The organism is Plantactinospora sp. KLBMP9567 (assembly GCF_033446045.1).
Taxonomy (GTDB): Bacteria; Actinomycetota; Actinomycetes; order Mycobacteriales; family Micromonosporaceae; genus Plantactinospora.
On sequence record NZ_JAWQRR010000003.1, the window covers coordinates 214,609 to 239,804 of the forward strand.

At 71.0% G+C, this 25,196-nt stretch carries 19 protein-coding genes; 15 read left to right on the plus strand and 4 right to left on the minus strand.

Translation table 11 applies throughout. The features are described from left to right. Window positions 1-281: 281 nt before the first annotated feature. Together R6Y94_RS01580 and R6Y94_RS01585 are read left to right on the plus strand one after the other, a co-directional pair. The gene (locus R6Y94_RS01580; RefSeq protein WP_318393919.1) at window positions 282-449 is read left to right on the plus strand and encodes a hypothetical protein; all 168 of its coding nucleotides are present in this window, start codon (window positions 282-284) and stop codon (window positions 447-449) included. A 312-nt stretch (window positions 450-761) separates the two neighbouring features. Then, entirely contained in the window at window positions 762-1,958 is a 1,197-nt protein-coding gene (locus R6Y94_RS01585; protein ID WP_318393920.1) for an ROK family transcriptional regulator, read from the plus strand. A 46-nt stretch (window positions 1,959-2,004) separates the two neighbouring features. Here the strand turns inward: R6Y94_RS01585 and R6Y94_RS01590 are convergent, their stop codons facing one another. Continuing rightward, window positions 2,005-3,282, minus strand: coding sequence for an enolase C-terminal domain-like protein (locus tag R6Y94_RS01590; RefSeq protein WP_318393921.1), 1,278 nt, complete (start codon window positions 3,280-3,282; stop codon window positions 2,005-2,007). A gap of 131 nt (window positions 3,283-3,413) precedes the next feature. On the opposite strand from R6Y94_RS01590, the gene R6Y94_RS01595 reads away from it, so the two are divergent. From R6Y94_RS01595 to R6Y94_RS01610, 4 genes are read left to right on the plus strand one after another with little or no spacing between them, the layout of a single operon-like run. Next, entirely contained in the window at window positions 3,414-4,790 is a 1,377-nt protein-coding gene (locus R6Y94_RS01595) for an ABC transporter substrate-binding protein (protein WP_318393922.1), read from the plus strand. Continuing rightward, window positions 4,787-5,767, plus strand: coding sequence for a sugar ABC transporter permease (locus R6Y94_RS01600; protein WP_318393923.1), 981 nt, complete (start codon window positions 4,787-4,789; stop codon window positions 5,765-5,767). Before R6Y94_RS01595 ends, R6Y94_RS01600 begins: the two co-directional genes overlap by 4 nt. Beyond that, window positions 5,764-6,663, plus strand: coding sequence for a carbohydrate ABC transporter permease (locus R6Y94_RS01605; RefSeq protein WP_318393924.1), 900 nt, complete (start codon window positions 5,764-5,766; stop codon window positions 6,661-6,663). Before R6Y94_RS01600 ends, R6Y94_RS01605 begins: the two co-directional genes overlap by 4 nt. A gap of 23 nt (window positions 6,664-6,686) precedes the next feature. After that, a complete protein-coding gene (locus tag R6Y94_RS01610; protein ID WP_318393925.1) occupies window positions 6,687-7,592 on the plus strand; it encodes an NAD(P)-dependent oxidoreductase in 906 nt (301 codons plus the stop codon). Between the two features lie 57 nt (window positions 7,593-7,649). Here R6Y94_RS01610 and R6Y94_RS01615 read toward each other — a convergent pair whose 3' ends face one another. Further along, entirely contained in the window at window positions 7,650-8,774 is a 1,125-nt protein-coding gene (locus tag R6Y94_RS01615) for an acetate/propionate family kinase (RefSeq protein WP_318393926.1), read from the minus strand. A gap of 350 nt (window positions 8,775-9,124) precedes the next feature. On the opposite strand from R6Y94_RS01615, the gene R6Y94_RS01620 reads away from it, so the two are divergent. The 7 genes from R6Y94_RS01620 (at window position 9,125) to R6Y94_RS01650 (ending at window position 20,385) form a co-directional block, all read left to right on the plus strand. After that, window positions 9,125-10,054: a hypothetical protein gene (locus tag R6Y94_RS01620; protein WP_318393927.1), complete on the plus strand. Its 930-nt coding sequence runs from the start codon at window positions 9,125-9,127 to the stop codon at window positions 10,052-10,054. Between the two features lie 181 nt (window positions 10,055-10,235). Further along, window positions 10,236-12,716 (plus strand): beta-L-arabinofuranosidase domain-containing protein, encoded by a 2,481-nt coding sequence (locus R6Y94_RS01625; RefSeq protein ID WP_318393928.1) that lies wholly within the window; start codon window positions 10,236-10,238, stop codon window positions 12,714-12,716. A 146-nt stretch (window positions 12,717-12,862) separates the two neighbouring features. Further along, window positions 12,863-14,314: a glycoside hydrolase family 43 protein gene (locus R6Y94_RS01630; RefSeq protein WP_318393929.1), complete on the plus strand. Its 1,452-nt coding sequence runs from the start codon at window positions 12,863-12,865 to the stop codon at window positions 14,312-14,314. Window positions 14,315-14,411: 97 nt separating this feature from the next. Further along, window positions 14,412-15,965, plus strand: coding sequence for a ricin-type beta-trefoil lectin domain protein (locus R6Y94_RS01635; RefSeq protein ID WP_318393930.1), 1,554 nt, complete (start codon window positions 14,412-14,414; stop codon window positions 15,963-15,965). Between the two features lie 56 nt (window positions 15,966-16,021). Continuing rightward, window positions 16,022-19,351, plus strand: a complete 3,330-nt coding sequence (locus tag R6Y94_RS01640) for an MGH1-like glycoside hydrolase domain-containing protein (RefSeq protein WP_318393931.1) — start codon at window positions 16,022-16,024, stop codon at window positions 19,349-19,351. Window positions 19,352-19,780: 429 nt separating this feature from the next. Next, window positions 19,781-19,909, plus strand: a complete 129-nt coding sequence (locus tag R6Y94_RS01645; RefSeq protein ID WP_318393932.1) for a hypothetical protein — start codon at window positions 19,781-19,783, stop codon at window positions 19,907-19,909. 68 nt (window positions 19,910-19,977) lie between these two features. Beyond that, window positions 19,978-20,385: a helix-turn-helix domain-containing protein gene (locus R6Y94_RS01650; protein ID WP_318393933.1), complete on the plus strand. Its 408-nt coding sequence runs from the start codon at window positions 19,978-19,980 to the stop codon at window positions 20,383-20,385. A gap of 19 nt (window positions 20,386-20,404) precedes the next feature. Here the strand turns inward: R6Y94_RS01650 and R6Y94_RS01655 are convergent, their stop codons facing one another. After that, entirely contained in the window at window positions 20,405-21,982 is a 1,578-nt protein-coding gene (locus R6Y94_RS01655) for a restriction endonuclease (RefSeq protein WP_318393934.1), read from the minus strand. Window positions 21,983-22,262: 280 nt separating this feature from the next. Between R6Y94_RS01655 and R6Y94_RS01660 the strand changes: the two genes are divergently transcribed. Next, window positions 22,263-22,772: a hypothetical protein gene (locus R6Y94_RS01660; RefSeq protein ID WP_318393935.1), complete on the plus strand. Its 510-nt coding sequence runs from the start codon at window positions 22,263-22,265 to the stop codon at window positions 22,770-22,772. A 51-nt stretch (window positions 22,773-22,823) separates the two neighbouring features. On the opposite strand, the gene R6Y94_RS01665 is transcribed toward R6Y94_RS01660, so the two are convergent. Further along, complete coding sequence (locus tag R6Y94_RS01665) at window positions 22,824-23,705, minus strand: YcnI family protein (RefSeq protein WP_318393936.1); 882 nt, start codon at window positions 23,703-23,705, stop codon at window positions 22,824-22,826. Window positions 23,706-23,896: 191 nt separating this feature from the next. Between R6Y94_RS01665 and R6Y94_RS01670 the strand changes: the two genes are divergently transcribed. Continuing rightward, entirely contained in the window at window positions 23,897-25,093 is a 1,197-nt protein-coding gene (locus tag R6Y94_RS01670; protein ID WP_318393937.1) for a monooxygenase, read from the plus strand. Window positions 25,094-25,196: the final 103 nt, after the last annotated feature.

Consider the following 25,196-nt stretch of genomic DNA (forward strand, 5'->3'; position numbering starts at 1 on the left):
CTCCGGCCGATCGTTAGAGGGGCATGAAGCAGATAACAAGGGATAATCGCCATCTTATCCGCCATTGTGCTGCAATACTGCGGTATCCGGGAGCGGCGTGATCGGGATGGGTGGCGCGGGCTCAGGTCGGGCCGACCGGCGGCGCCGGGTCGGGTCGGCGGGGTCGTTTGCGGGCCGGTCCGGACGGGGATGCGAAGCACTCGATCGCCGGAGTGCGCCAGCTCGTGACACCGAGACTTTCCGAGGTCGTACGAGACGGGGGATGCCCCAGCGGAGGAGACATGCCCGTACTTGCCAAGAAGGTTCTCACCTGGCTATTCGTGGGTTTCCTGATTTTCTTCGTCGCGTTCCGGCCGGACGGTGCCGCCGAGCTCGTCGAGACGATCGGGGCGGTGCTGATGGCCATCGCCCAGGGGATCGGTGACTTCCTGACCCGACTGATGGCCTGACCGGCCCGTCCTTCGCCGGGGGGCCGGTGGATGATAAGTACATCAGTTTGATTTAAGATAGGGCCTCCGGCACGTGCCGATGCCCACCGAGGCACCGGCGCGTGCGGCAGCAAGCGGACCCTGGAGGATTTTCCGTGGCGGAGGCGAGCACGGCGGACGGGCTGCCCGCACCCCCCGCCGGGTCCGCTAGCGCCCTTCGCCCGATCCGGCAGGTCGGATGAACCGCGCCGCCGCCCAGCCGGGCGTGCCGCCGGGAACGGTTGCCGGCCGGTTACCCTCAAGGCACCCCAGATCCGAGCCGGGAGAACGGGCGTGACGATCGACCAACCGACTGTTCGGCGGGGGACCAACCTTCCCCGGGTGGGCGACTTCAACGAGTCGGTCGTGCTGGACGCGATCCGGCGAGCGACCGACGGGCTGAGCCGGGTCGAGCTCGCCGCCGCGACCGGCCTGTCGGCGCAGACCGTCTCCAACATCTGCCGCCGGCTGCTCGACCGCGGACTGGTGGTCGAGGCGGGCAAGAAGGGCGGGCGGGTCGGCAAGCCCCGCACCGTGTTGCAGGTGAGCCCGGGCGGCAGCTTCGCGATCGGCGTACACCTCGATCCGGCCGTGGTGACCTATGTGGTGCTCGACCTGGTCGGCGGGGTGGTGCACAGCATGCGGCAACCGACGCCGCAGGTCGTGGACCAGGCCGAGACGCTGGCCGACATGAGTACCGCAGTGCAGCGGCTGGTCGACGAGTCCGGCATTCCGCGCGAGCGCATCCTGGGGCTGGGGGTCGCGGTGCCCGGGCCGATCGACCCGGTGGCCGGCGCGGTGGTCGAGCCGCCGCAGTTGGCCGGCTGGGAGCGGGTGCCGTTGCGGGACCAGTTGTCCCTGGCCACCGGCTGGCCGGTGGTGATGGACAAGGACGTCATCGCGGCGGCCATCGCCGAACGGTGGGCGGGCGCCGCCGTGCACTCCGGGAACTTCCTCTTCTTCTACCTCGGCACCGGCTCCGGGATGGGTGTGGTGGTCAACGACGTCGTGCTGCGCGGCGTCTCCGGCAACGCGGGCGAGATCGGCGGGCTGGACGCCAACTGCACGACCTACGCGCTGGTCGAGGAGGCGATCGAGCGAGGTGTGCTGGGTCCGGAGAAGGCGCCGGTCGGCCCCGGCGAGGCGGAGCGCAGCCTGCTCGACCTGGTGGCGCTCGCCGACGCCGGAGACGCCAGCGCGCGGAGCATCATCGACGGCTGGGCGCGCCGGGTGGGGCTCGGCGTCAGCGCCGCCGCCACCCTGGTCGACTCGGAACTGATCGTCTTCGGCGGTCCGATCTGGCCGCACCTGGGGCGGCTCTTCCTGCCGGTGATCAACCCGATCGTCGCGTCGTCGCCGTTCGTCGGGAAGATGCACGAGACGGCGGTCACGGGTACGGCGCTCGGCGACGACGTGGGCGCGGTGGGCGCCGCCTGCCTGGTACTCGATCAGACCCTCTCCGCCCGACCCCAGTCTCTGCTGCTCGCCTGACGGCTCGGTGGAGCGGAACCGGCCCGCATCTCGACGGGCCGCGCTGTCAGGGGCGGTGCGCGCTGCCGTCGGTGGCGCGCAGCAGGGCCCACCGGTCGTGTTCCAGCGGTGCGGTGACCGGGTAACGCCGTGCCGCCGCCTCGTCGAAGTCGACACCGAGCCCGGGCGCCTCGGCCGGGTGGAACCGGCCGCCGACCGGCACCGGTGCACCCGGAAAGACCTCCAGGGTCGCGTCTCGGAAGGTCGCCGCCTCCTGGACGCCGAAGGCGGGGGAGGAGATGTCCAGGGCGACGTTCGCGGCCTGCCCGACCGGGCTCACGTCACCCGGCCCGTGCGGCGCGGTGCGCACCCCGAACAGCTCGCAGACGGCCACCAGCTTGCGGGTCGGGGTCAGCCCGCCGAGCGTCGGGATCCGGATCCGGGTGTAGTCGACGGCCCGCTGCTCCAACAGCGGCAGATACTGGGTGACGTCCGCGTAGAGTTCGCCGACAGCCAGCGGGGTGCTGCCGGCGGCCCGCAGGCCGGGGAAGTGCGCCGCGTCCTCCGGTGCCAGGGCGTCCTCCAGGAAATAGAGCCGGGCGTCCTCGACGGCCCGGACGAACTGCCGAGCCTGCGCGGGGGTCAGCCGCTCGTGCACGTCGTGCAGCAGTTCGATGTCGGGCCCGACACGCTCGCGGATCCGGACCAGTGCCGGCGGGACGTGCCGGAGATAAGCGAGGCTGTCCCAGGACTCCCGCCGCAGCCGGCGGTCCTGCGCCTGCCGCTCGTCGGTTGGGGCGGTGCCGTAGGTGTCCGTCCCGGGTACGGCCACCTGCACCCGTACGTGCCGGTAGCCCTGTTCCCGCGCGGCGAGGACCAGCTCCACCACCTGCGCCTCGTCCGCACCGTCGACGTGGGTGTACGCCTCCGCGTATCCCCGGGCGCGTCCGCCGAGTAGCTGGTGCAGGGGGAGACCGGCCACCTTGCCCTTGATGTCCCAGAGCGCGACGTCGATCGAGGCGAGGGCGTTGTTGGCGATCGAGCCGCCGCGCCAGTAGCCGCTGTTGTCCAGCAGCCGGTGCAGGTCCTCGATGTCCGCCGGGTCCCGGCCGAGCAGCATCGGGCCGAGGTAGTCGTCCACGACCGACCGGATGGCGAGGGTCCGCTGTGGATCGCTGGCGCAGCCGAGACCGTACAACCCGGGTTGGTCGGTCTCGACCCGGGTGATGACGTACGGGCAGCCCTGCGGGGCGCAGAGGAAGGTGCGTACCCGGGTGACCCGGATGCCGGCCGGAGCGGTCCATGGTGCCGGGGCCAGGATCGGCGCCGGGCCAGGGGATTCCACTGACGGGGACGGGGACATCGAGCTGCCCTCTCTGGACTCGACGACGATGTTGACACTATATATCAAATTGATTTACGTTCTGTTTCGTCGGCGCGACCAGCAAGCCCCCGTAGGCATGGAAGAGGCGCAGCGTGAACCGATACCTACCTCGATCAGCCCGTACCTGTCTCGCACTCACCACGATCCTTGCGCTCGCCGGGGCGGTCACCGCCTGCGGTCCGGGCGGCGGCGGTGACTCGTCGAGCGGAAACAACCTGACCATGTGGACCTTCAAGCAGTCGCACGTCGCGGCGCTGCAGAAGGCCGCCGAGAGCTTCAAGCAGAAGACCGGCGTCGGCGTGACTGTCGAGGCGATCACCCCGGACGACGCGTTCATCGCCCGGGTCCAGGCCGCGGCGCAGACCCGCAGCCTGCCCGACGTCTTCGAGGTGCACACCAACGGCGACGACTTCACCTTCGGCGCCGCCGGCCTGCTCGAGGACCTCACCGAGGAGGCCACCTGGACCGACCGCTACCTGCCGTCGGTCGCGGCCGAGGGGACCGTCACCGAGCGGTACTTCAAGCAGTCGCAGGAGAAGGGTGCCAAGACCGCGGGCATCAAGCTCAACCAGCGGTTCAGCGTACCGCTCACGATCGGCACCTTCGGGATCGTCTACGCCAACAAGGAGCGGCTGACTGCGGCCGGCATCACCGAGTCGCCGAAGACCTGGGAGGACTTCGTCGCCGCGCTGGAGGCGGTGCGCAAGGCGCGCCCGCAGGACGGTGGACTGAGCATCGGCTTCCAGGCGCCGACCACCGGCATGGAGTGGCTGATGCAGCCGATGGCGTACGGCAAGCTGGGCAAGGCGGGTTTCGCCGGGCTCTTCTCAGGCGACCCGGCCCGGAACTGGACCTCCGGCAACGGCCGGTCGGTGCTGGAGAGCTACCACCAGGTGACGCCGTACTGGATGCCGGGCACCCAGACGCTGACCATCGACGACGCGGACCTCGCGTTCGTACAGGGCCGGTCCTCGTTCGTCGTCGGCGGCACGTTCACCCTCGCGTTCCTGTCCCAGAACGGGATGAAGGCGGAGAACATCGTGACGTTCCCGGTGCCCTCGCCCCGGGGCGGCGCGGTGCCCGAGCTGAGTCTCGCGCCGTTCGCGCTGACCGGGCTGTCGGTCTCGGCGACGACGAAGAACAAGGAGAGCGCGGTCAAGTGGCTGGAGCACCTCGCCCAGCCGGACGTCGCCAGCCAGTTTGCCAGGGACGCCCTGGACATCCCGCCGGTCAACCTCGGCGACGACCCGACCGGCACCCTCGGCCCGGTGCTCGGCGCGATGATCGGCTCGTTCGGCTCCGGTGCCGAGGCGTACAACCCGGGCGACACCACGCACCAGCCGCCGTCGTACGACGCGGCCGTGGTCGCCCGGTCGCTGATGGAACTCACCCCGTTGAAGAAGGCCGATGTGCCGACCGCGGCCGCCGGGCTCCAGAAGATCATCGACGGGTACTGGGCAGGGAAATGACGACCGACGTACCCACGTCACCCGGTGCGGTCACGGCCAGGCGTGGCCGCACCGGCCCGGCCCGCCGGGGGCGGCGGCGGTACCAGCCCCGGGAGGTCGCCTGGGCGTACGCCTTCGTCGCCCCGGCCATCGTGCTCTTCGCCGTGATGGGTGTCTACACGCTCTTCTGGGGGCTGCAACTCTCCTTCGTACAGTGGAACGGGCTCACGCCGACCTGGCTCTGGGTCGGCCTGCGCAACTACACCGACCTGCTCTGGGCCAGCCCGGTCTTCTCCCCGCCGGTCCGCGCGGCGGCACTGAACACCGTCTGGGTCATGATCGCGGCACCGCTGCTCACCGTCGCGATCTCCTTTCCGCTGGCCCTGGCGCTCAACCGGGCGCGCCGGTTCGTCGGGCTGCTCCGCTCGGTCTACTTCGTCCCCTACATCACCACCGGGATCGCGGTCTACCTGGCCTGGCAGTACGTGTTGGAGCCGAACGGCGCGATCAACACCCTGCTCGGCGCGCTCGGCCTCGGCTCGCTGTCCCAGCCGCAGGGCTGGCTCGGTAATCCCGACACCGCGCTGCCGACGCTCATCGTGATCATGGTCTGGTCCGCGGTACCGGTCGCGACACTGCTCTACCTGACCGGTCTGCAGACCATCGACCCGGCGCTGACCGAGGCCGCCCAGATCGACGGCGCGGGCTGGTGGCGGGTGAACCTCAGTGTGGTCTGGCCGCTGCTGCGCGGCATCACCGCGGTGATCCTGCTACTCAACCTGCGCGACGCGCTCCAGGGCTTCCAGATCTTCCTGATCATGACCGATGGCGGTCCGGGCGACCACACCAACGTGCTCGGCCTACAGACCTACCGGCTCGCGTTCCAGTCCGAACTTGCCCCGACGCTGGGGCTGGCCAGTGCGTTGGGCTGGATGCTCTTCGTCGCCGCCCTGGTGGTGGCCTTCGTCCACCTGCGCGTCACCCGGGAGCGAGGATGACGGTCAGTGCCGCACCGGCCGCGATCGAGGCCGCCGCCCCGCCCGCACCGCCGGCCCGGGCCCACCGCCGGCCGCCCCGGGACGTGATCGCCCGGACGGTCGTCGGGCTGCTGCTCGCCGGGTACGCCGTGGTCAGCCTCTATCCCTTCCTCTGGATGGTCTCGGCGGCCTTCAAGACCCCGCAGGAGGTCATCGCGGGCGGCCACCTCGTCCCGCACGACCCGACGCTGAGCACCCTGGTCGACACCTGGAACCGGCTGCACTTCTTCGACTACTTCCTGAACAGTCTCAAGGTGACCGCGGCGACCACGGTCGGCGTCGTGGTGATCTACTCGGCCGCCTCGTACGCCTTCGCCGCGCTGCACTTTCCCGGCCGTACCGCGCTGTACCGGCTCTTCGTCGCGCTGCTCTTCGTACCCGGTGTGGTCACCCTGCTCCCGGTCGTGCTGCTGGAGAACCGGCTGGCGATCCTCGGTACCCACCTCGGCCTGGTCCTGCCGTTCGTCAACGGCACCGCGCCGTTCGCCGTGCTGCTGCTGACCAACGCGTTCCGGGCGGTACCGCCCGAGCTGCGCGACTCGGCCCGGGTGGACGGCGCCGGCGAGCTGCGCATCTTCACCCGGGTCTACCTGCCGCTGGCCCGGCCCGCGCTGGTGACCATCGCCCTGCTGACCGCGATCCCGACCTGGAACGAGTACCTGCTGACCCGGGTGTCGCTCAACGACCCCGCGACCTACACGCTGCCGATCGCGCTCCAGGCGCTGAGGTCCTCGCAGGTGGTGCAGTACAACTCGCTGATGGCCGGTGCGCTGATCGTGGTCATCCCGGTAGTGATCCTCTTCCTCGCCGCCCAGCGCTATTTCGTGAACGGCCTCACCGGGGCGATCAAGGGCTGACCGGGGAAGTAGGGAGAGAGCAGATGTCCCAGCAGGGGACCCGGCAGTCCGTGCCGGGCGCCGACGCCGTGGTACTGGTCACCGGCGCGGCCGGGGTGATCGGCGCGGTTGTCGTGCCGTACCTGGCCGATTCGGGGTTGCGGGTGGTCGCCGTGGACCGGTCGCCGTTCGCCAGTCCCAAGGCCGAGCTGGTGCTGGTCGGCGACGTCCGGGACCGGGGGTTCGTGCAGGAGAGCCTGCGCCCGTTCGGCCCGCCGGTCGACGCCGTCGTGCACCTCGCCGCGATCGCCGCACCCGGCCAGGTACCCGAGGACGAGACCCTGGCCCAGAACGTCCAGGGCGCCTATCTCGTGCTCGACGGTGCCGGCCGGGCCGGCGTACGGTGCGCGGTGGCGGCGTCCAGCGTCGCGGCGTACGGGTACGCCTGGGCCGGGCGGGACCTGTCCCCGCCGTACGTGCCGATCGACGAGGCACAGCCCTCGGTGGCGATCGACTCGTACGGGCTGTCGAAGACGATGACCGAGCAGGTCGGCGCGTTCGCCACCCGGCGGTGGGGGATGCCGACGATCCTGCTGCGGTTCCCGTTCGTCGGCGACGGCGACCGGTTGACCGGCCACCTCGCCCGGATCCGACGGGACGTGGCGGCCAACCGCCGGGAGCTGTGGGCCTGGCTCGACACCCGGGACGCGGCCCGGGCGGTGCACGCCGCGCTGACCTCGGGGCTGACCGGTCACCACGTCTTCAACGTCGCCGCACCGGACACCTCCACGACGGTACCGACGGCCGAGCTGCTGGCCCGGTTCCACCCGGGTACACAGCTCCGGGCGCCGCTGGACGGCTTCGACTCGCCGCTGGACAGTTCCGCCGCGCGCCGGCTGCTCGGCTTCCAGACCCGGTACGGCTGGCGTGACGGCACCGGGACCGACTGACCGGCCGACCACCTTGCTTCGGCGGGCCGAGATCACCTCGGGTCGGCGAGCCGAGGGTCAGCGCAGTGCGGCGAGGGTCTCGGCGGCGACCTGGAGGTCCTCCCGGGGTTCGACGACCAGCACCGGGACCCGGGCGTCGGGGGCCGAGACGATGGTGTCGGTCTCCCGGTTGCCGCCCTGCGGTGGCGTGACGCCGAGCAGGCCGAGCCCGGCGCAGACGTCGTGCCGTACCTCGGGTTGGTCCCAGCCGATCTCGCCGGTGAAGACCAGCGCGTCCAGCCGGTCCAGGCTGGTGGCGGCGGCGGCCAGTTCCCGGCGTACCCGGTGGGCGTAGACCTGCAGCGCGAGTGCCGAGACCGGGTCGTCCGGGGCGGCGGCGACCAGGTCACGGGTGTCGGAGGAGCGGCCGCCGGAGAGGCCGAGCAGCCCGGACCGTGAGTTGAGTCCCTCGGAGAGCTCGGCCAGGGTGAGCCGGTCGTCCTCGAGCAGCCAGAGCAGCATTCCCGGGTCGACCGCACCGGAGCGTTTCGACATCGGGATGCCGTCGAGCGGGGTGAAACCCATCGAGGTGTCGACGCTGTGGCCGTCCCGGACCGCGCAGACCGAGGCGCCGCCGCCGAGGTGGGCCAGCAGGAGTTGGAGGCCATCGGCCGGCCGGCCGAGCAGTTCGGCGGTGCGGCGCAGGGCGTAGGCGTACGACAGGCCGTGGAAGCCGTACCGGCGCAGGCCCCACCGCCGGCGCCACTGCGCGGGCAGCGGGTAGGTGGCGGCGGCCGCCGGCAGGTGGGCGTGGAAGGCGGTGTCCGGGCAGAGCACCTGCGGCACGTCGGGCAGTTGCTCCCGGATCCGGTCCAGCAGGCGTAGCGCGGGTGGCAGGTGCAGCGGGGCCAGCGTGCCCAGCCGGTCGAGTCCGGACCGGAGGGCGTCGTCCAGCCGGGTCGGGGTGCGGACCAGGTCACCGCCGTGCACCAGCCGGTGACCGACGGCGTCGGGCGGGTCGTGGACGGCGAGGAAGTCGCGTACCGCCCGGTCCGCCTCGGCCGACCCGGGCGGCTCGGTCCGGGCCAGGCCGTCGGTGACCTCGCCGGCCCGGACGTAGTCGAGACGGAGGCTGGCCGACCCCGCGTTGACGGTCAGTACGACCGGCGGGCCGGGTGGCGGCCCGCTCGTCCCGGTCGGCATCCGTGCCTCCTCCGCCCCGTCCGTCGCCGCTGGCAATCGCGCCCGTGGCGTCGTCGCTGGCAATCGCGTTACCCAGCCCGCCGCCGTCCACGCCCGGCAACCCGGCGGTACGCACTTCCGAAACCGCTTCGAGAACCTTTTCGGAACATCTCGGAAGATCAACCACTGTTCCTCCCGATACTTACGTCTCACCGTTACGCCCTCGTAATATGCGCAACACCTTGCCGAAAACCTTTTCGTAAGCCATCGTGTGCTGAACGCCGTAACCCCACCACGCCGCCGAACCTCTGGCGGACCCGGCGCCAAGAAATTGATCATCATCAATCACTTGAGCGGAGGAGGAACTGAAGATGAGGCGATGGTGGCAGGCCCTGGTGCCACTGCTCACGGCGGTCATGCTGGTGACCGGCGTCGGGGTTGCGCAGGCCGCTCCGGCCGGCGACCCGACCCGGGACGCGACCGCCGGCGCGTTCGACACCGGGCTGTCCGGCGACGGGGCGGCGGGCCGCGCGGGAACCGACGCGACCCTGTTGTCCACCTGGAGCCCGCCGGCCAACCTGGTCACCCCGCTGGACGAGGTCTGGCGGCACCAGGAGCAGACCTACAACAACGGCAACCTGTACGGCTTCCGCAACTACGGCTGGGACCAGCTCTTCGCCAACGGGGGCTACATCAACTACTGCGTCCGCTGGGACTCCTCGGCCACCGTCACCGCCGCCCAGCGGGACCAGATCCACGCGGCCCTGGCCCGGCAGTACAAGAAGTGGATGGACGTGATGGTCGGGCACAACGCGTTCCCGTACACCGACGTCCCGGTCCGGGTGGTCGGCTGGGCGGTCCGCAACCGGTCCCAGTTGCAGTGGTCGGACAACTCGGTGGACATCTACGTGAACGACATCCGGGAGAACGCCCCGCAGTGCGCGGCGCCGTGCGGTCGGTTCTTCAACCAGAACGGCCAGTACCCGAACTGTCCCGGCGGCGCGGCCCGGCACTACGACCACTCGCTCTGGCTGACCGACGGCTTCGGGGGTGGTCACGGCGGTGACTGGGGCCAGCGGTTGGGCCGCGAGTACTTCATGAACAACATCAACGCCGCGGACATGTACATCCTGCTGCACGAGATCGGCCATACCTACGGGCTGGACGACTTCTACGACTGGACCCCCACCGGAGTGTGCTGCTTCCTCATGAAGGCGGGCACCGCCAGGTCGATCACCGAGTTCGACCTCTGGATGTTCCGGGACTGGTGGCGGCACCTGAAGAGCCGCTACGGCTACTGACCTGGTCGCTCGAACCCTAGGGTCGCCCGGCCGGTCCGGCCGGGCGACCCCCCGCCCCCGGAGGTGACCAACCATGCCCAGAACCACCCTGTCCGGCGGCGCCCGGGGGGGGGGGGGCCCCCCCCGGGGGCCCCCGGGGGGGGGGGCGGGCCCCCCCCCCCGCCCCCGGAGGTGACCAACCATGCCCAGAACCACCCTGTCCCGCCGGTCCCTGTTGCAGACCGGGGCCGCCGTCGCGGTCGGCACCGCGGTCGCCGGAGCCCTGCCGGCCGCACCGGCCGCCGCCGCCCGGACCGACATCGGCGTCTCCGCGTACGCGTTCCCGCTCTCCGCGGTCACCCTGCTGGCCGGCCCGTTCCAGGCGAACGCCGGCCGTACCCGCGCGTACCTGAACTTCCTCGACCCGGACCGGCTGCTGCACACCTTCCGGCTCAACTACGGACTCTCCTCCTCGGCGACCGCCTGCGGCGGCTGGGAGTCGCCCAGCACCGAACTGCGCGGCCACTCCACCGGGCACGTGCTGACCGCACTGGCCCAGGCGTACGCGAACACCGGACAGGCGGCCTTCAAGACCAAGGGCGACTACCTGGTGGCCCAGCTCGCGATCTGCCAGAACCGGGCCACCACCGCCGGCTACAACACCGGCTACCTGTCGGCGTACCCGGAGAGCTTCATCGACCGGGTGGAGGCCCGGCAGCAGGTCTGGGCGCCGTACTACACGCTGCACAAGATCATGGCCGGGCTGCTCGACATGCACCTGCTGACCGGCAACGCCCAGGCGTTGGACGTGCTGACCCGGATGGCGACCTGGGTCAAGCTCCGCAACGACCGGCTCAGCCAGACCCAGCGGCAGAACATGCTGGACACCGAGTTCGGCGGGATGAACGAGGTGCTGACCAACCTCTACCAGCTCACCGAGAACCCGGACCACCTCAGCACGGCCCGCTACTTCGACCACGCGGAGATCTTCGACCCGCTGGCCGCGAACACCGACGCGCTGAACAACTACCACGCCAACACCCAGATCCCGAAGATCCTCGGCGCGATCCGCGAATACCACGCCACCGGCACCACCCGGTACCGCGACATCGCGGTCAACTTCTGGGACATCGTGGTCGGCCGGCACAGCTACGTGATCGGCGGCAACTCCAACGGGGAGTACTTCAAGGCGCCGAACCGGATCGCCAGCGAGCTCTCCGACAGCACCTGCGAGTGCTGCAACACGTACAACATGCTGAAGCTGACCCGGCAGCTCTTCTTCACCAACCCGAGCCGGCTGGACTACCTCGACTACTACGAGCGGGCGCTCTGGAACCACCTGATCGGCGCGCAGAACCCCAGCTCGTCGCATGGCTTCCACTGCTACTACGTGCCGCTGCGGGCCGGCGGGATCAAGACGTACAGCAACGACTACAGCAACTTCACCTGCTGTCACGGCACCGGGATGGAAACTCACACCAAGCTCGCCGACAGCATCTACTTCCACAACGGCGAGATCCTCTACGTCAACCTCTTCGCCGCCTCCCGGCTGGTCTGGCCGGGCCGGGGGATCACGGTGCAGCAGGACACCACCTTCCCGGAGGCGCCGTCCAGCCGGCTCACCGTGACCGGCTCCGGCGCGATCGACCTGCGGATCCGGATCCCCGGCTGGGCCACCGGCGCGCAGGTGCGGCTGAACGGCGCGGTGCAGTCCGGGGTCGCCGCCGGCAGCTTCGCCCGGATCAACCGGACATGGTCCTCCGGTGACGTGGTCGAGATCAGCCTGCCGATGGCGCTGACCCGGGAGGCCACCCCGGACAACTCCACGGTGCAGGCGGTCAAGCACGGACCGATCGTGCTCGCCGGGGCGTACGGCGACACCAACCTCTCCGCGCTGCCGACCCTGAACCCGGCTACCATCACGCCGACCTCGACCCCGTTGCAGTACACGGCGACCGCCAGCACCGGCGCGGTCACGCTGCTGCCGTTCTACAAGATGCACGGCCAGCGCTACACCGTCTACTGGACGGTGACCGGCGCCCCGCCGACCCCGTTCGTCGCGCACTACCGGTTCGACGAGGCCGCCGGCACCTCCGCCGCCGACGCCACCGGCAACGGCAGGACCGGCACCCTGACCGGCGGGGCGAACTGGACCACCGGCCGGAGCGGCAACGCGGTCAACCTGAACGGCACCGGCGGGCACGTCAGCCTGCCGGCCGGGCTGCTGGCCGGCGCGACCGCGTTCACCGTGGCGACCTGGGTACGCCGGACCGCCGCCGCGGCCTGGGCCCGGGTCTTCGACTTCGGCACCGGGACCGGGGCGTACCTCTTCCTCACCCCGCAGAGCGGGGCCGGCACCGTCCGGTTCGCCATCACCAGCGGGGGAGCCGGAGCGGAACAGCAGATCAACGGGCCGACCGCGCTGCCGGTCGACACCTGGACGCACGTCGCGGTCACCCAGACCGGCAACACCGGCGTGCTCTACGTGAACGGCGTCGAGGTGGCCCGGAACACCGCCCTGACCACCCGCCCCGCCGCGCTCGGCTCGACCGCCAACAACTGGCTCGGCCGGTCGCAGTACTCCGGCGACCCCTACCTGACCGGCGCGGTGGACGGCTTCCGGGTCTACGCCCGGGCGCTGAGTGCGGCCGAGATCGCCGAGCTGAACTCGACCGGCCTGTGACGTCGCCCCGTTCCGCCTGACCACCACCCCCACACCGAACAGGAGAGCGGACAGTGAACTTTTTTCAACCTGAACCGTGCGGCGTGTGCGCTCCGACTTCCGCCTGCGGCCACGACGGACCGCAGGGGGAGGTTGAAAAAGGTTCAGTGCGCAGCAGACGATGGTTCCGGGCCGCGGCCGGCGGGGTCGCCGGACTGCTGGCCGGGGTCGGGCTGGCGATACCGGCCGGCCCCGCCTCGGCGGCGAACCCGATCGTCACCGGCATCTACACCGCCGACCCGGCGCCGCTGGTGGTCGGCAACACCATGTACATCTACGCCGGCCGGGACGAGGCACCGGTCGGGGACAACAACTTCCGGATGCGGGAGTGGCACGTCCTCTCCTCGACCGACGCCAGCACCTGGACCCAGCACGGCGCCCGGGCCTCGATCGCCACCTTCGGATGGGCCGGCGCAGACGCCTGGGCCAGTGAGGTGGAGCCGCGCAACGGCAGGTACTACTGGTACACCTCGGTGAACGGTCGGGGTGCCGGCTGGATGGACATCGGGGTCGCGGTCGCGGACAGCCCGCTCGGCCCGTTCACCGACGCCAAGGGCGGACCGCTGATCAGCGACAGCACCCCGAACTCCTCCGGGCTGAACATCGACCCGACGGTCTTCGTCGACGACGACGGGCAGGCGTACATCTACTGGGGCGGCTACTGGGGTGCCCGGGCGGCCCGGCTGAAGTCGAACATGATCGAGCTGGACGGGCCGGTGGTCACCCCCACCGGGCTGAGCAACTTCTGGGAGGCCCCGTGGATGTTCAAGCGCAACGGCCTCTACTACATGATGTACGCCGCCAACGACACGAACGGCTGCGTCACCTCGTCCAGCTACGCCTGCCAGCGGTACGCCACCGCCACCAACCCGATGGGACCGTGGACGCACCGGGGCATCGTGCTCGGCCAGGTCTCCTCGACCACCAACCACGCCGGTGTGGTGGAGTTCAACGGCCAGTGGTACATGGTCTACCACACCGCCAACGCTCCCGGCGGCGGTAACTTCCGCCGCTCGGTCGCGGTCGACCGGCTCTACTTCAACGCCGACGGCACCATGCAGCGGGTGGTGCAGACCAGCACCGGTCCCGGCCCTGGGCCCGGCCCCGATCCGGGCGGCCCGCCGGCCGGCACCAACCTGGCCACCTCGGCGACCGCCACCACCTCGTACGTCTCGACCTGGGAGAGCCTGGCGGCGCTGAACAACGGCGGCGTACCGGCCAACTCGGCCGACAAGAGCAACCTGGCGTACGGCAACTGGCCGGAGCAGGGCACCCAGTGGGTCGAGTACACCTGGCCGTCGGCCCGCACCGTGAACCGGATCGCCACCTACTGGTTCGACGACGACCAGGGCATCGACCTGCCCGCCTCCTGCCAGGTGCAGTACTGGATCGGCAGCGCGTACGCGAACGTGCCGGGCCAGTCGAGCTGCGGGGTGGCCGGCAACGCCTACAACGTCACCACCTTCAACTCCGTCAGCACCACCCGGCTGCGGCTGAACATCACCTCGCGGTCCGGCTTCTCCACCGGTCTGCTGGAGTGGCTCGCCTACCAGCCCTAGCCGTCCGGGGCCCGGCCGGTTACCCCCGTCCGGCCGGGCCCCGGACCCCGTCCCGCCGCCGACGGCGGCAGTCCACCTCGCCGAGGAGGGAATCCTCATGGCAACCCCCGCCCCCCGCCCCCGTGGCCGTACCCGGCTGCTGGCCGGCGCATCCGGCCTGCTCCTCGTCCTGTTCGCCCTGGTCGGACCCGCCGGTGCCGACTCCCGGGCCGCTCCGGCGGCCGGCCCGCCGTCCGCCGACCACCACCATCCGCCCGGCACCGCCGACCACCACCATCCGCCCGGCACCCCCGCCGCGCACGGGCACGGACCGGTCGGTCCCGCCGCGCGGCCGCTCTCCGGAGTTCCGGCCGACGATCCGGCCCGGGGTCTGGTGTACGGCGGGCTCGTCGCCGCCCGGACCGGTCCCTGCGTCGGCGCCTACCAGGTGGCCGGGATCGTCCCGACGATGTGTACGCACGGCCCGGACAGCCCGCCCGCCGGCCTGTCAGTGGACCGGGAGATCCAGCCGATCTCGCCGCGTGCGGCCCGACTCGCGCCCCGGGCGCTGCCGGTCTGCGAGGGTGACGGCGTCTCCGGTCGGCGGGTCGAGGTGCTCTACGTGCACGGCAGCGTGAACCGGTACGCCCAGTACCTGGAGACCTTCCGTACCCTGGCCGAGAGCGTCGACGCGATCTTCTACGAGAGCGCCCGGGAGACCGGCGGCTCGCGGCGGGTCCGGTACGTCACCGAGACGGTGAACGGCGCCTGCCGCCCGGTCGTCCGGGACGTGCAGATCCCCGACGCCGCGCTGAACGCCAACGACTGGGCACCGCTGCTGAACGCGGTGCGGGCGGCCGGCTACACCCGTACCGATCGCAAGTACCTCCAGTTCGTGGACGCCCGGGTCTACTGCGGCATCGGTGGCTTTGCCGGCGACACCCGCAAGACCGACCAGAACCGCTCCAACTCCGGCCCCGAGTACGCCCGCGCGGACAGCGGCTGCTGGAACGCCGGGGTCGCGGCGCACGAACTCGGGCACACCCTCGGCGCGGTCAACAACAACGCCCCGAACGCCTCCGGCTACGCGCACTGCGTCGACGAGTGGGACGTCATGTGCTACAAGGACAACGCCAGCACGGTGATCCAGACCAGGTGCCCGGACCGGGCGCACGACCAGCGGCTGGACTGCAACCACGACGACTACTACCACACCGCCCCGGCCGCCGGCAGCTACCTGGCCACCTACTACAACGTCGCCGACAACCTGTTCCTGATCCGCAACGCCGCCGCCCCGGCTCCCGCGCCGACGACGTTCCGGATGGTCAACGGCGCCTCGGGAGGCTGCCTCGACGTACCCGCCGGTGCGGTCCAACCTGTTCTCGGGACCTGCGACGGCGGTGCGGACCAGGCGGTGCGGCAGGTGGGGGAGACCCTGCGGATGCACGGCAGGTGCCTGGACACATCGGGGCCGGGCGCCACGGCGGGGACCGCCGTGCTGCTCTCCGACTGCACCGGCGGCGCCGGCCAGCGGTGGAGCCTGCGGCCCGACGGCTCGGTGGCCGGAGTACCCGGCGGTCGCTGCCTCGCCACCACGCCCCAGCCCGGCGGCATGGCCCTCGTCCTCGCCGACTGCACCGGCCAGCCCGCCCAACAGTGGAGCCGGGGATGAGCCCGCTCCGCCGTAGCAGAGCCGTTCCCCACCGTCGACCCCCTGGAGGTGCCCCGATGCGGTTCGGCACGGGCCTGAAGCGGAGCGCACGGGCGGCCGTACTCGCGGTCGTGCTGGCCGCCGGCGCCCTCGTCGTACCCCAGACGGCGGCCACGGCCGCGCAGACCATCGGCTATCCCACCTTCTCCGGGCCGGCCGTTCCGGCACCGCCGGTCGGCTACAGCACCGGCAACACCATGCAGGCGATCTACGACGCCGAGAGCGGCGGCACCGACTTCTGGCTGGACCGGCTGCTCGCCCGGCCCGGCAACGACCCGGCCGGCGCCTGGCTGATGACCCGGGGCCGGGGCATGTTCATGTACACCCACAACCCGGCCCAGATCGGCTTCGCCGGCAACGCGGCGTACTGGGACAACATCAGCAGCCAGGCCGCGTACACCGTGGCGGTCACCCCGGGCACCTTCACCGAGCAGGTCTCCAGCCGGTGGCAGTCGCCGAGCCACTGGCGGGGTGTCTACACCAGCGGCTCGGTCCGGGTCGAGGTGTCGAAGTTCATCACCGCGCAGAACGTCGCGGTGACCAACCTGAACGTGGTGAACAACGGCTCCGGCTCGGTGACCCTGCAACTGCGGGCCACCTCGCCGTACGCCGCCACCGGCAGCGGCAGCGAGCTGACCGGCACCCGGGCGGTGAAGAACAACCTGACCACGCTCTATCCCCGGCTCTCCGGGGACGGGTTCACGGTCAGCTCGGGCGGGCTGAACCGGTCGGTGACGCTCGCCGCCGGGCAGTCGGTCAGCACCAAGGTGCAGCTCGGGTTGGTGGCGAACGAGATACCGGAGTCGCTGACCGAGTACAACGCCTACCGGGGCTACACCCCGGCGACGGCGTTCGCCACCCACGTGCGGGCGTACAACCGGTGGTGGGCGGAGAACATCCCGTACATCGACGTGCCGGACGCGGCGATCAAGAAGAACATCTACTACCGCTGGTGGCTGATGCGCTTCAACTACCTGGACGTGGACATCCCCGGCCAGGACTTCCAGTTCCCCACCTCGGTGGAGGGGGCGCTCGGCTACAACAACGCGATCGTGCTGACCCAGCCGATGCACATCGACGACCTGAAGTACCTGCGCAACCCGATCTACTCGTACGGGCCGTGGACCTCGGTCGGGCAGGTCTCCCGGAACGGCCGCTTCTCCGACAACCCCGGTGACCCGGAGAACTGGTCGAACTCCTACACCCAGTACGTCTCCGAGGCGGCCTGGCGCAGCTACCAGATCCACGGCGGCCAGCCGGCGATCGTGGCGAACCTGGCCCGCTACGCCGAGCAGGACGTCAAGGGGCAGCTTGCCAGCTACGACACCAACAACAACGGGATCATCGAGTACGACTGGGGCGCGATGACCGGCAACGACGCCGACGCGGTGTCGTTCCACTGGCGGGCCGGCAACCTGGACCGGGCCGAGGGCGCGTACGTCTGGAGCAACGCGATGGCGGCGGTGCAGGCGTACACGCTGCTGGGGAACACGGCGAAGGCGAACGAGATGCAGACGATCGCCGACCGGATCCGCAACGGCATCGTCAACGTGCTGTGGAACCCGTCCCGGCAACTGCTGGAGCACAAGCACGTCTCCACCAACACGCACGTGCCGTGGAAGGAGATCAACAACTACTACCCGTACTCGGTCGGGCTGATGCCGAACACCGACCAGTACCGGCAGGCGCTGCGCCTCTACGACGACCCGGCGGAGTACCCGATCTTCCCGTTCTTCACCGCCAACCAGCGCGACAAGGCCGCGGCGGCGGCCGCCGGCCAGCCGGGCAGCAACAACTTCTCCACCATCAACTCGACCGTGCAGTTCCGGCTCTACTCCTCGGTGCTGCGCAACTACCCCAACCAGTGGATGACCGCCGAGAACTACAAGCAACTCCTCTACTGGAACGCCTGGGCGCAGTACATCGGCGGCAACACCCAGTGGCCGGACGCCAACGAGTTCTGGGCGGACTGGAACCCGTCGTCCCGGACCATCGCCTACCGGTCCTGGATCCACCACAACATCCTGGGCAGCAGCAACTGGACGGTGGTCGAGGACGTCGCCGGGCTGCGGCCGCGCTCCGACAACACCGTCGAGCTGTCCCCGATCAACATCAACTGGTCGCACTTCGCCGTGAACAACCTGCGGTACCGCAACATGAACCTCAGCGTGGTCTGGGACGACCCGGCCGACGGGGTCAGCCGGTATTCCGGGGTGCCGCAGGGCTACTCGGTCTATCTCAACGGCACCCGGGCGTTCACGGTGGACCGGCTGACCCGGGTGCTCTACAACCCGGCGACCGGTGCGGTCACCCTGCCGGCCGGCGGGACGACCAACTTCAGCACCGCCGTCTCCGGGCTGCAACTGCCGCAGCAGGTGGTGCAGAACAGTGCCCGGATGGTGGACATCTTCGCCAAGGCGGGCGCCGACCTCACCTCGACCACGCCGAACCTGGCCCAGGGGTCGACGGCGACGGCGTCGTACACCGCCTCCGGCACCTCCACCGGGGCGGCGATCGACGGCTTCCCGATCAACGAACCGGTCTGGGGCAGCTACGGGACGCCGAACGCCACCGACTCGTACGAGCTGAACTTCGGTCAGGCCCGGGCCGTCGACGAGGTACGGCTCTGGTTCCGCAACGACCGGGCGACGAACCGGTACCGGCCGCCGGCCTCGTACAACGTGCAGTACTGGAACGGCAGTGCCTGGGTGAACGCGGCCTCCCAGGCCAAGTCCCCGGGCACACCGCAGTCCAACTACAACCGGGTCACCTTCACCGCGGTCAGCACCGCCCGGTTGCGGGTGCAGTTCACCCACGCCTCCGGCTCGGCCAAGACCGGGCTGACCGAGATCAAGGTCTACAACCGGGGCGGCACCAACCCGGATCCCGATCCCGATCCTGACCCCGACCCCGAGCCGGGTGCCAACGTGGCGGGGGCGGCGACGCCGTCCGCGTCGTACACCTCGGCCTGGGAGTCGGTGGCAGCGATCAACGACGGGATCGAGCCGCCGAGTTCCAACGACACCGTCAACCCGCGCTGGGGCACCTGGCCGAACACCGGCGCGCAGTGGGCCGAACTGACCTGGCCGACCAGCCGCACCCTGAACGCCGCCGAGGTCTACTTCTTCGACGACAACGGCGGGGTGCGCGTCCCGGCCTCCTGGAAACTCCAGTACTGGACCGGCAGCGCCTACGCCGACGTGCCCGGTGCCAGCGGCTATCCGGTCGCGGCCAACCAGTACAACCGGGTGACCTTCCCGAGCATCGGCACCACCCGGTTGCGGGTGGCGCTGACCAGCGGCCAGGGCTCGGTGGGGCTGTTGGAGGTGAAGGCGTACAGCCCCTGAGCCCGGCCGCCCCCGGACCGACCCCGCACAGGGCCGTCCGGATGCTCCAGAAGGGCGTCCGGACGGCCCGGGGCGGGGCGCACGCCGGCACCGGACCACCATCCACCCGTACCGGCGCAGCACCCGCCATCTCGCCACCACCACCGGCGCACGAGTACCGCGCACACCGTCCTGACCATTTCTGGGGGAGACTCCGATGACCACGTCGAGACTGCGTCGCGGCGCCGTCGCCATCGCGGCGTCATTGGCGCTGGCGACCTCGGCCGACGGCGTCCGGCGCCCCGGCCGCCGGGACCGGCCCGGTGTCCGAGGCACCCCCGGCGGTCGCTCCGGCCAAGACCGTCTACATCCCGGCCCGCTGGGCGAACGGCGAGATGCCGTGGACCCAGAGCCGCCCCCGGGAGTCGGCGAACTTCATCCTGGTCGACGGTGCCGCTGGACGCCTGGGCCACCGGCGGCTCGGTGGACAACCGCCGACCTGGCGATCACCGGCTGACCGATACCGCCCCGACCCTGGTGCCGGCCGCCGATCCGTACGGCCGGCACCAGGGCGGGTAAGCCCTGGGTGCGGGTTGTCGGCCGATCAGGCCCATGTGACTATTGCCGCCGGACCAAGGAGGCGCATCATGACCGAGCCGAACGCGGAGCCGGACGTCGACGGGTCGGCCTGTCTCGGCGACCACGTCCGGGCCTGCACGGTTCGCGAGGTTCTGGACCGGGTGGGCGGTAAGTGGAGCATCGGCATCATCATCGAGGCGAGCCGGGGACCGATCCGCTTCACCGAACTGGAGCGCTCGGTCGAGGGAATCAGCCGGCGGATGCTCACCCTCACCCTGCGCAACCTCGAACGTGACGGACTGCTGGTCCGGACCACCTATCCCACCGTCCCGCCCCGGGTCGAGTACGTCGCCACCGAGATGGCCCGGGAACTCTACGACTCCCTGCTCGTGCTGACCGGCTGGGCGGAACGGCACCGGCAGGCGATCGCCGCCGCCCGGGAGGCGTACGACCGCCGCAACGCCGGCACGGACTGACTCCCGGCCGACGGGCGGGTCAGCGCTCGTTCGGGTCGATCCGGGCGCGAATCTCGGCGTGCTCGGCCAGCAGGTGCAGCAGGTTGGAGCCGTCGATCAACTCCAGCGGCTTACCGGAGGCGAACTCGAACGATTCCGGGCCGTAGCCACTGGTCGTCACCAGGATGCCCTTGGTCGCACCCTCGCCCAGCACCGTGCCGAAGAGGTCCCGCACCGCGGACACGTCCATGGTGCCGCGGTCCCGTCGGGCCTGGATCACCACCTTGCCGCCGAAGATCGGGCGCGGGTCGAACGCCACGCAGTCGAGGCCGCCGTCCGGCGCCGTCCGGGTCGTCCGGATCTCCAGGCCGAGCTTGCCGAAGAGGCTCCGGATCACGTCCTCGAACTCGGTCCGGCTCAACTTGTGCAGGTTGGCGCGATGGTCCAGGTCGGCCAGTACGTCCACCTCGTCGACGAAGCGCTTGTCGACCACGTCGAACTCCAGCACCGGGCGTACCTCGACCAGATCCTCCGGCCGGGGCGACAGGGTGGCCCGCAGGTGCCGCAGGCAGGCCGCTGGATCGACCTTGGCCAGGTTGATGGCGGTGAAGGCGTCCCGGCTGGTCCGCAGGGTCACCAGGCAGGGCCGGACCGCCTGCCCCGTGCCGGGGTGGGTGGTCTCGACGATGCCGTTGAAGACGATCGTCTCGACCAGCCCGGTACGGTCGGCCTCGAAGAGCTCGTGCACGGTACGCAGCGCCACCTGGGTGATCACGTCGGCGTACCGCTGCCGGATCTCGTCCGCCGGGCGGGCCACCGTCTGCACCTCGTCGCCGGCCTTGACGTACCGGTATTCCCGGACCCTCGGCACCACCGCGACGGTCGGCAGCAGGTATTCCACCACGATCAGCCGGGAGTCCGGGACGTAGGCGAGCCGGTAGCGCTGCGGAAAGTCCTCCGGATAGACCGAGTTGCCGAGCACCAGCCCGAAGTACTTCACCACGGCGTTCGGCTCGGCGGCGGCCAGCGCGGCACCGAATTTGTCGATCTCGGCGTTGTGGCTCGCGACCTGGGCATCGAGCTGCTGGCAGTGCTTGTCGTACTTGCGCCGGGCCTGGGCGAGCCGCTGCTGCCGGGCCGCCTCGCCCGCCGCGTGCTTGGCCCTGGCCTTCTCGAACGCCTGCTCCGCCTCGGTCAGCAACTGCTGGTAGCGGGCCTCGCCGCCGAACATCTTGCCGAGCGCGTTCGGCTCGGGCGGCGCGAAACGTCGCCAGTCCGGCGCCCGCAGCGGCATGCCCAGCTCGCCCGGCGTGAACTCCGGATAGCTGGCCTGCTTCTTCAGCCGCTCGAGGTCGATGTGGTCGTCGATGGCCAGGGTGGTCCGCAGCAGGGTGTCCAGCTCGTCCAACTGGGACTGGAGGTTGGTGTTGGCGGCCTTGACCCGGGCCGCCCTGGCCTCCACGTAGAGTCGTCGGCGCTCCCGCTCGTCCGCCTCCGCCGCCCGCTCGGCGGCCTGCCGGGCGCGCTCGGCCTCCCAGAGCATCTGCTGGTGCTGCTGGTACGGGGTGGTCGATGCTCGTTGCTGCGCGTGCACCTGCTGTGCGTGCGCCCGCTGCATCTGCCCCATGATGCCCATGTACGTCCCCGATCAGCTTCCAGCACCGTTCACCATCGGTGACCGGTGGCGTCCCGTCCCCCCGAGCTGACGTCCCTTCTCCCGGCGTTCCGTCGACCGCCATCGCTCGATGCACATCTTGGTCCCAGGGCGCCGGGTGCGTCCAGCGGGGACCCCAGGGTAGCGTGCGGGGCGAACCCGCCGATCCGGGTCGGGAACGCCCCTGGTGACGGCAGGGGTGGCCGGGCTACCCGCCAGGTCGGGCGGTGCTAGGGTGCCCCGGGTGACCGACGCAGATGTGCACCTCGTCGCCCAGCCGCGCCTCGACACCGTCGTGACGGAGTTCGCCACCGACGCGCGGCGGCTGCGCAGCGACTATGCCGGGATGGCCTGGATCGGCGACCGGCCGGATCCGGAGAGCGGCCAGTTGGGGCCCGACTACCGGCAGCGGGGCGTGGACTGGCAGCTCTTCCTGCCCGACACCCACTGGTACGACGTGGACCGGCTCGACGACGTCGAGGTGCAGGTCGGCGCGGGCCTGCTGCAGGTGGCCAGCACCGCGCTGCGGACCCAGGGACTGGTGGGGGCGGTCGCCGAGCCGGTGGTCGAGTTCTTCGAGCACCCCGAAGGGCTCCCCGGGGTGGGGCTCTGCCTCGGTCTGCGCGGCCAGATCTTCTCCAACCTCGGCGTCACCTACCGGGTGACCGTGCTCTGCGCCCCCGAAGCCGTACTCCGGCGCGGCGAGACCACGCAGCCCGACGAACAGACCGAGGAGAGTGACAGCGGCGGCTGAGCCCTTCTCCACCTGAAGACCGTCCGACCTGAACCGCGCTCGTCGAGGGTTTCACTCGCGCAGCCGCCACGCCCGTCCGCCGCTCGTCGCCCGTTCGCCGGGCGGGGCGTCCGGGGCCGCTGCCGGGTCGGCGGGAGTGCCGGGCGCCGGCTCCGCCGGGGAGGCGCCGCCGTCCGACCCGGCGGGCGGCGCCTCCGCCCGGTCGGTGCCCCCGGACCGGGGGCGGCGCAGATACAGCCAGGCGGCGACGGCCAGTCCGAGGACCAGTCCGGCGACCAGGCCGGTGGCCAGCGAACCGAAGCCCTGGTCCGGGTCGTCGGCCGCGGTGCCGCTCTCCGGCGCCTCCGCCCCGGCGGCCCCGGGCGCCGCCGCGGTCGGGCCGGCCGCGGCGGCCGGCGGGGCCAGGGTCAGCACCGGCGCCGGGAACTCCGGCTGCGGGACCTCGGACGAGGGCGGCTGGTTCCAGTTCGTGACATGACCGTCCGAGTACGTCTGCACGAGGTGGAACGTCATCCGGTCGGTCTGCGGCAGCGGGCCGAGCGAGACGACCAACTCGGCCGGGCCGGCCCCCGGCGCGGGAGCGCCGGCGCGGGTCCAGACGATGCTGGCGACCACCTCGGTGACCTGCCCGTGGTGGATCCCGCCGAGCGTCTGGTCCACCTTCCGCATCGTCATCCGGGGCGCCCACTGCGGGTCCGACATCGGGTACGTTTCCGCGACCGGAGCCGACTCCGGCATCAACAACTCGATCTTGGTGGTGTGCGCCGGTGCCCGGTCCTCGGTGACCCGGAAGGTCAGCTTCGCCGCCCCACCCTGTACGGCCTGCACCGGGGCCACGGTGACGTCGGCGGTCGCGGCTCCGGCACCGAGGGTCGTACCCGCGACCGTGGCGGTGAGCAGGGCGACGACCCAGCACATTGCCCTGTGACGCACAGTGAAGTCCCTTCGTCCGGCCGATACTCCTGTAGTTCGGCTGTCGAGCGAAAAAGGTTCAACCAACGGGCCGGTATGTTACGCCGTCCACTCGGGGTGTCTTCGCGACCGCTTAAGAGTTATCCTCGGAAAGTTCCGACTTCATCTGATAGTTGCGGATCAGCCCGGATCCTGTGCGGAGGCCCGGCGTTATGAAAAACGTGCATCGACGCGTACGCCCTCTTGTCATCGTGGCCGCCTCGTTGGCCGCCACCCTCCTCATCACCTCCTGCGGGGCCGACCCGGACGACGGCTCGGAGAAGGCGGCGGCGACCGCCTCCGCCAGCGCCCACGGCGGAGCGCACGGCGCAGTCGACATTCCACCGGCCGCGCCGCTGCGCTCCGGGGAGCGGTTCGTCAACCTGGACATGGCGCGGCCGTACCGCCCGTCGGCGCCGAACGGCGGCACCGACGAATACCGCTGCTTCCTGGTCGACCCGGCCCTGACCGAGTCCGCGTTCCTGACCGGCAGCCAGTTCCTGCCGCAGAACGGCGACATGGTGCACCACGCCATCTTCTTCCGGCTCGATCCGGCGGAGGTGGCGCCGGCCCGCAAGCTCGACGCGGAGACCCCCGGCGACGGCTGGACCTGCTTCGGCGACGCCGGGATCGGCGACGCGGCCTGGGTGGCGCACTGGGCGCCCGGCGCGAACGAGACGCTGCTGGCGCCCGGCCTCGGCTATCCGATGCCGCCCGGCACCCAACTGGTGATGCAGGTGCACTACAACCTGATGGACGTCCGGGCCGGCGGCAACGACACCGACCAGTCCGGCATCCGGCTGCGCCTCGTCGGCGGCTCCGAAGAGGTGAGCCCGCTCTCCACCGAGCTGCTGGCGGCCCCGGTCGAGCTGCCCTGCGCACCCGATGAGCGTGGCGAACTCTGCCAGCGCGAGGCGGCGGTGCGGGACGTGCGGCACCGGTTCGGCGCCGAGGCCGGTGAGCAGGCGGAGCAGCTCAACCAGTACTGCAACCGGGGGCGTGCGCCGGCCGCCGGCAACACGCAGCGCTGCGACCACCAGGTCAGGGAGGCCGGCGTGGTGCAGGCGGTCGCCGGTCACATGCACCTGCTGGGCAGCGCGATCAAGATCGAACTCAACCCCGGTACCCCGAAGGCGCGGACCCTGCTCGACATCCCGACGTACAACTTCGACGAGCAGGCCAACCGCCCCCTGCCGCAACCGGTGGCGGTCAGGCCCGGCGACGTCTACCGGGTCACCTGCACCCACGACGTGACGCTGCGGCAGCGCCTGCCCCAACTGCGCAACCTGCCGCCCCGGTACGTCGTCTGGGGCGAGGGGACCAGCGACGAGATGTGCCTCGGCATCGTCATCCTGTCCCGGCCCGCCTGACGCAACCCGGATCCCGCCGCACGGCCGCGGCGCCCTGCCCGAACCGCGGGCGGAGCGCGGAGAAACCTAGGCAGGCACCGGCGCGGCAGCGACGGCACTCCTA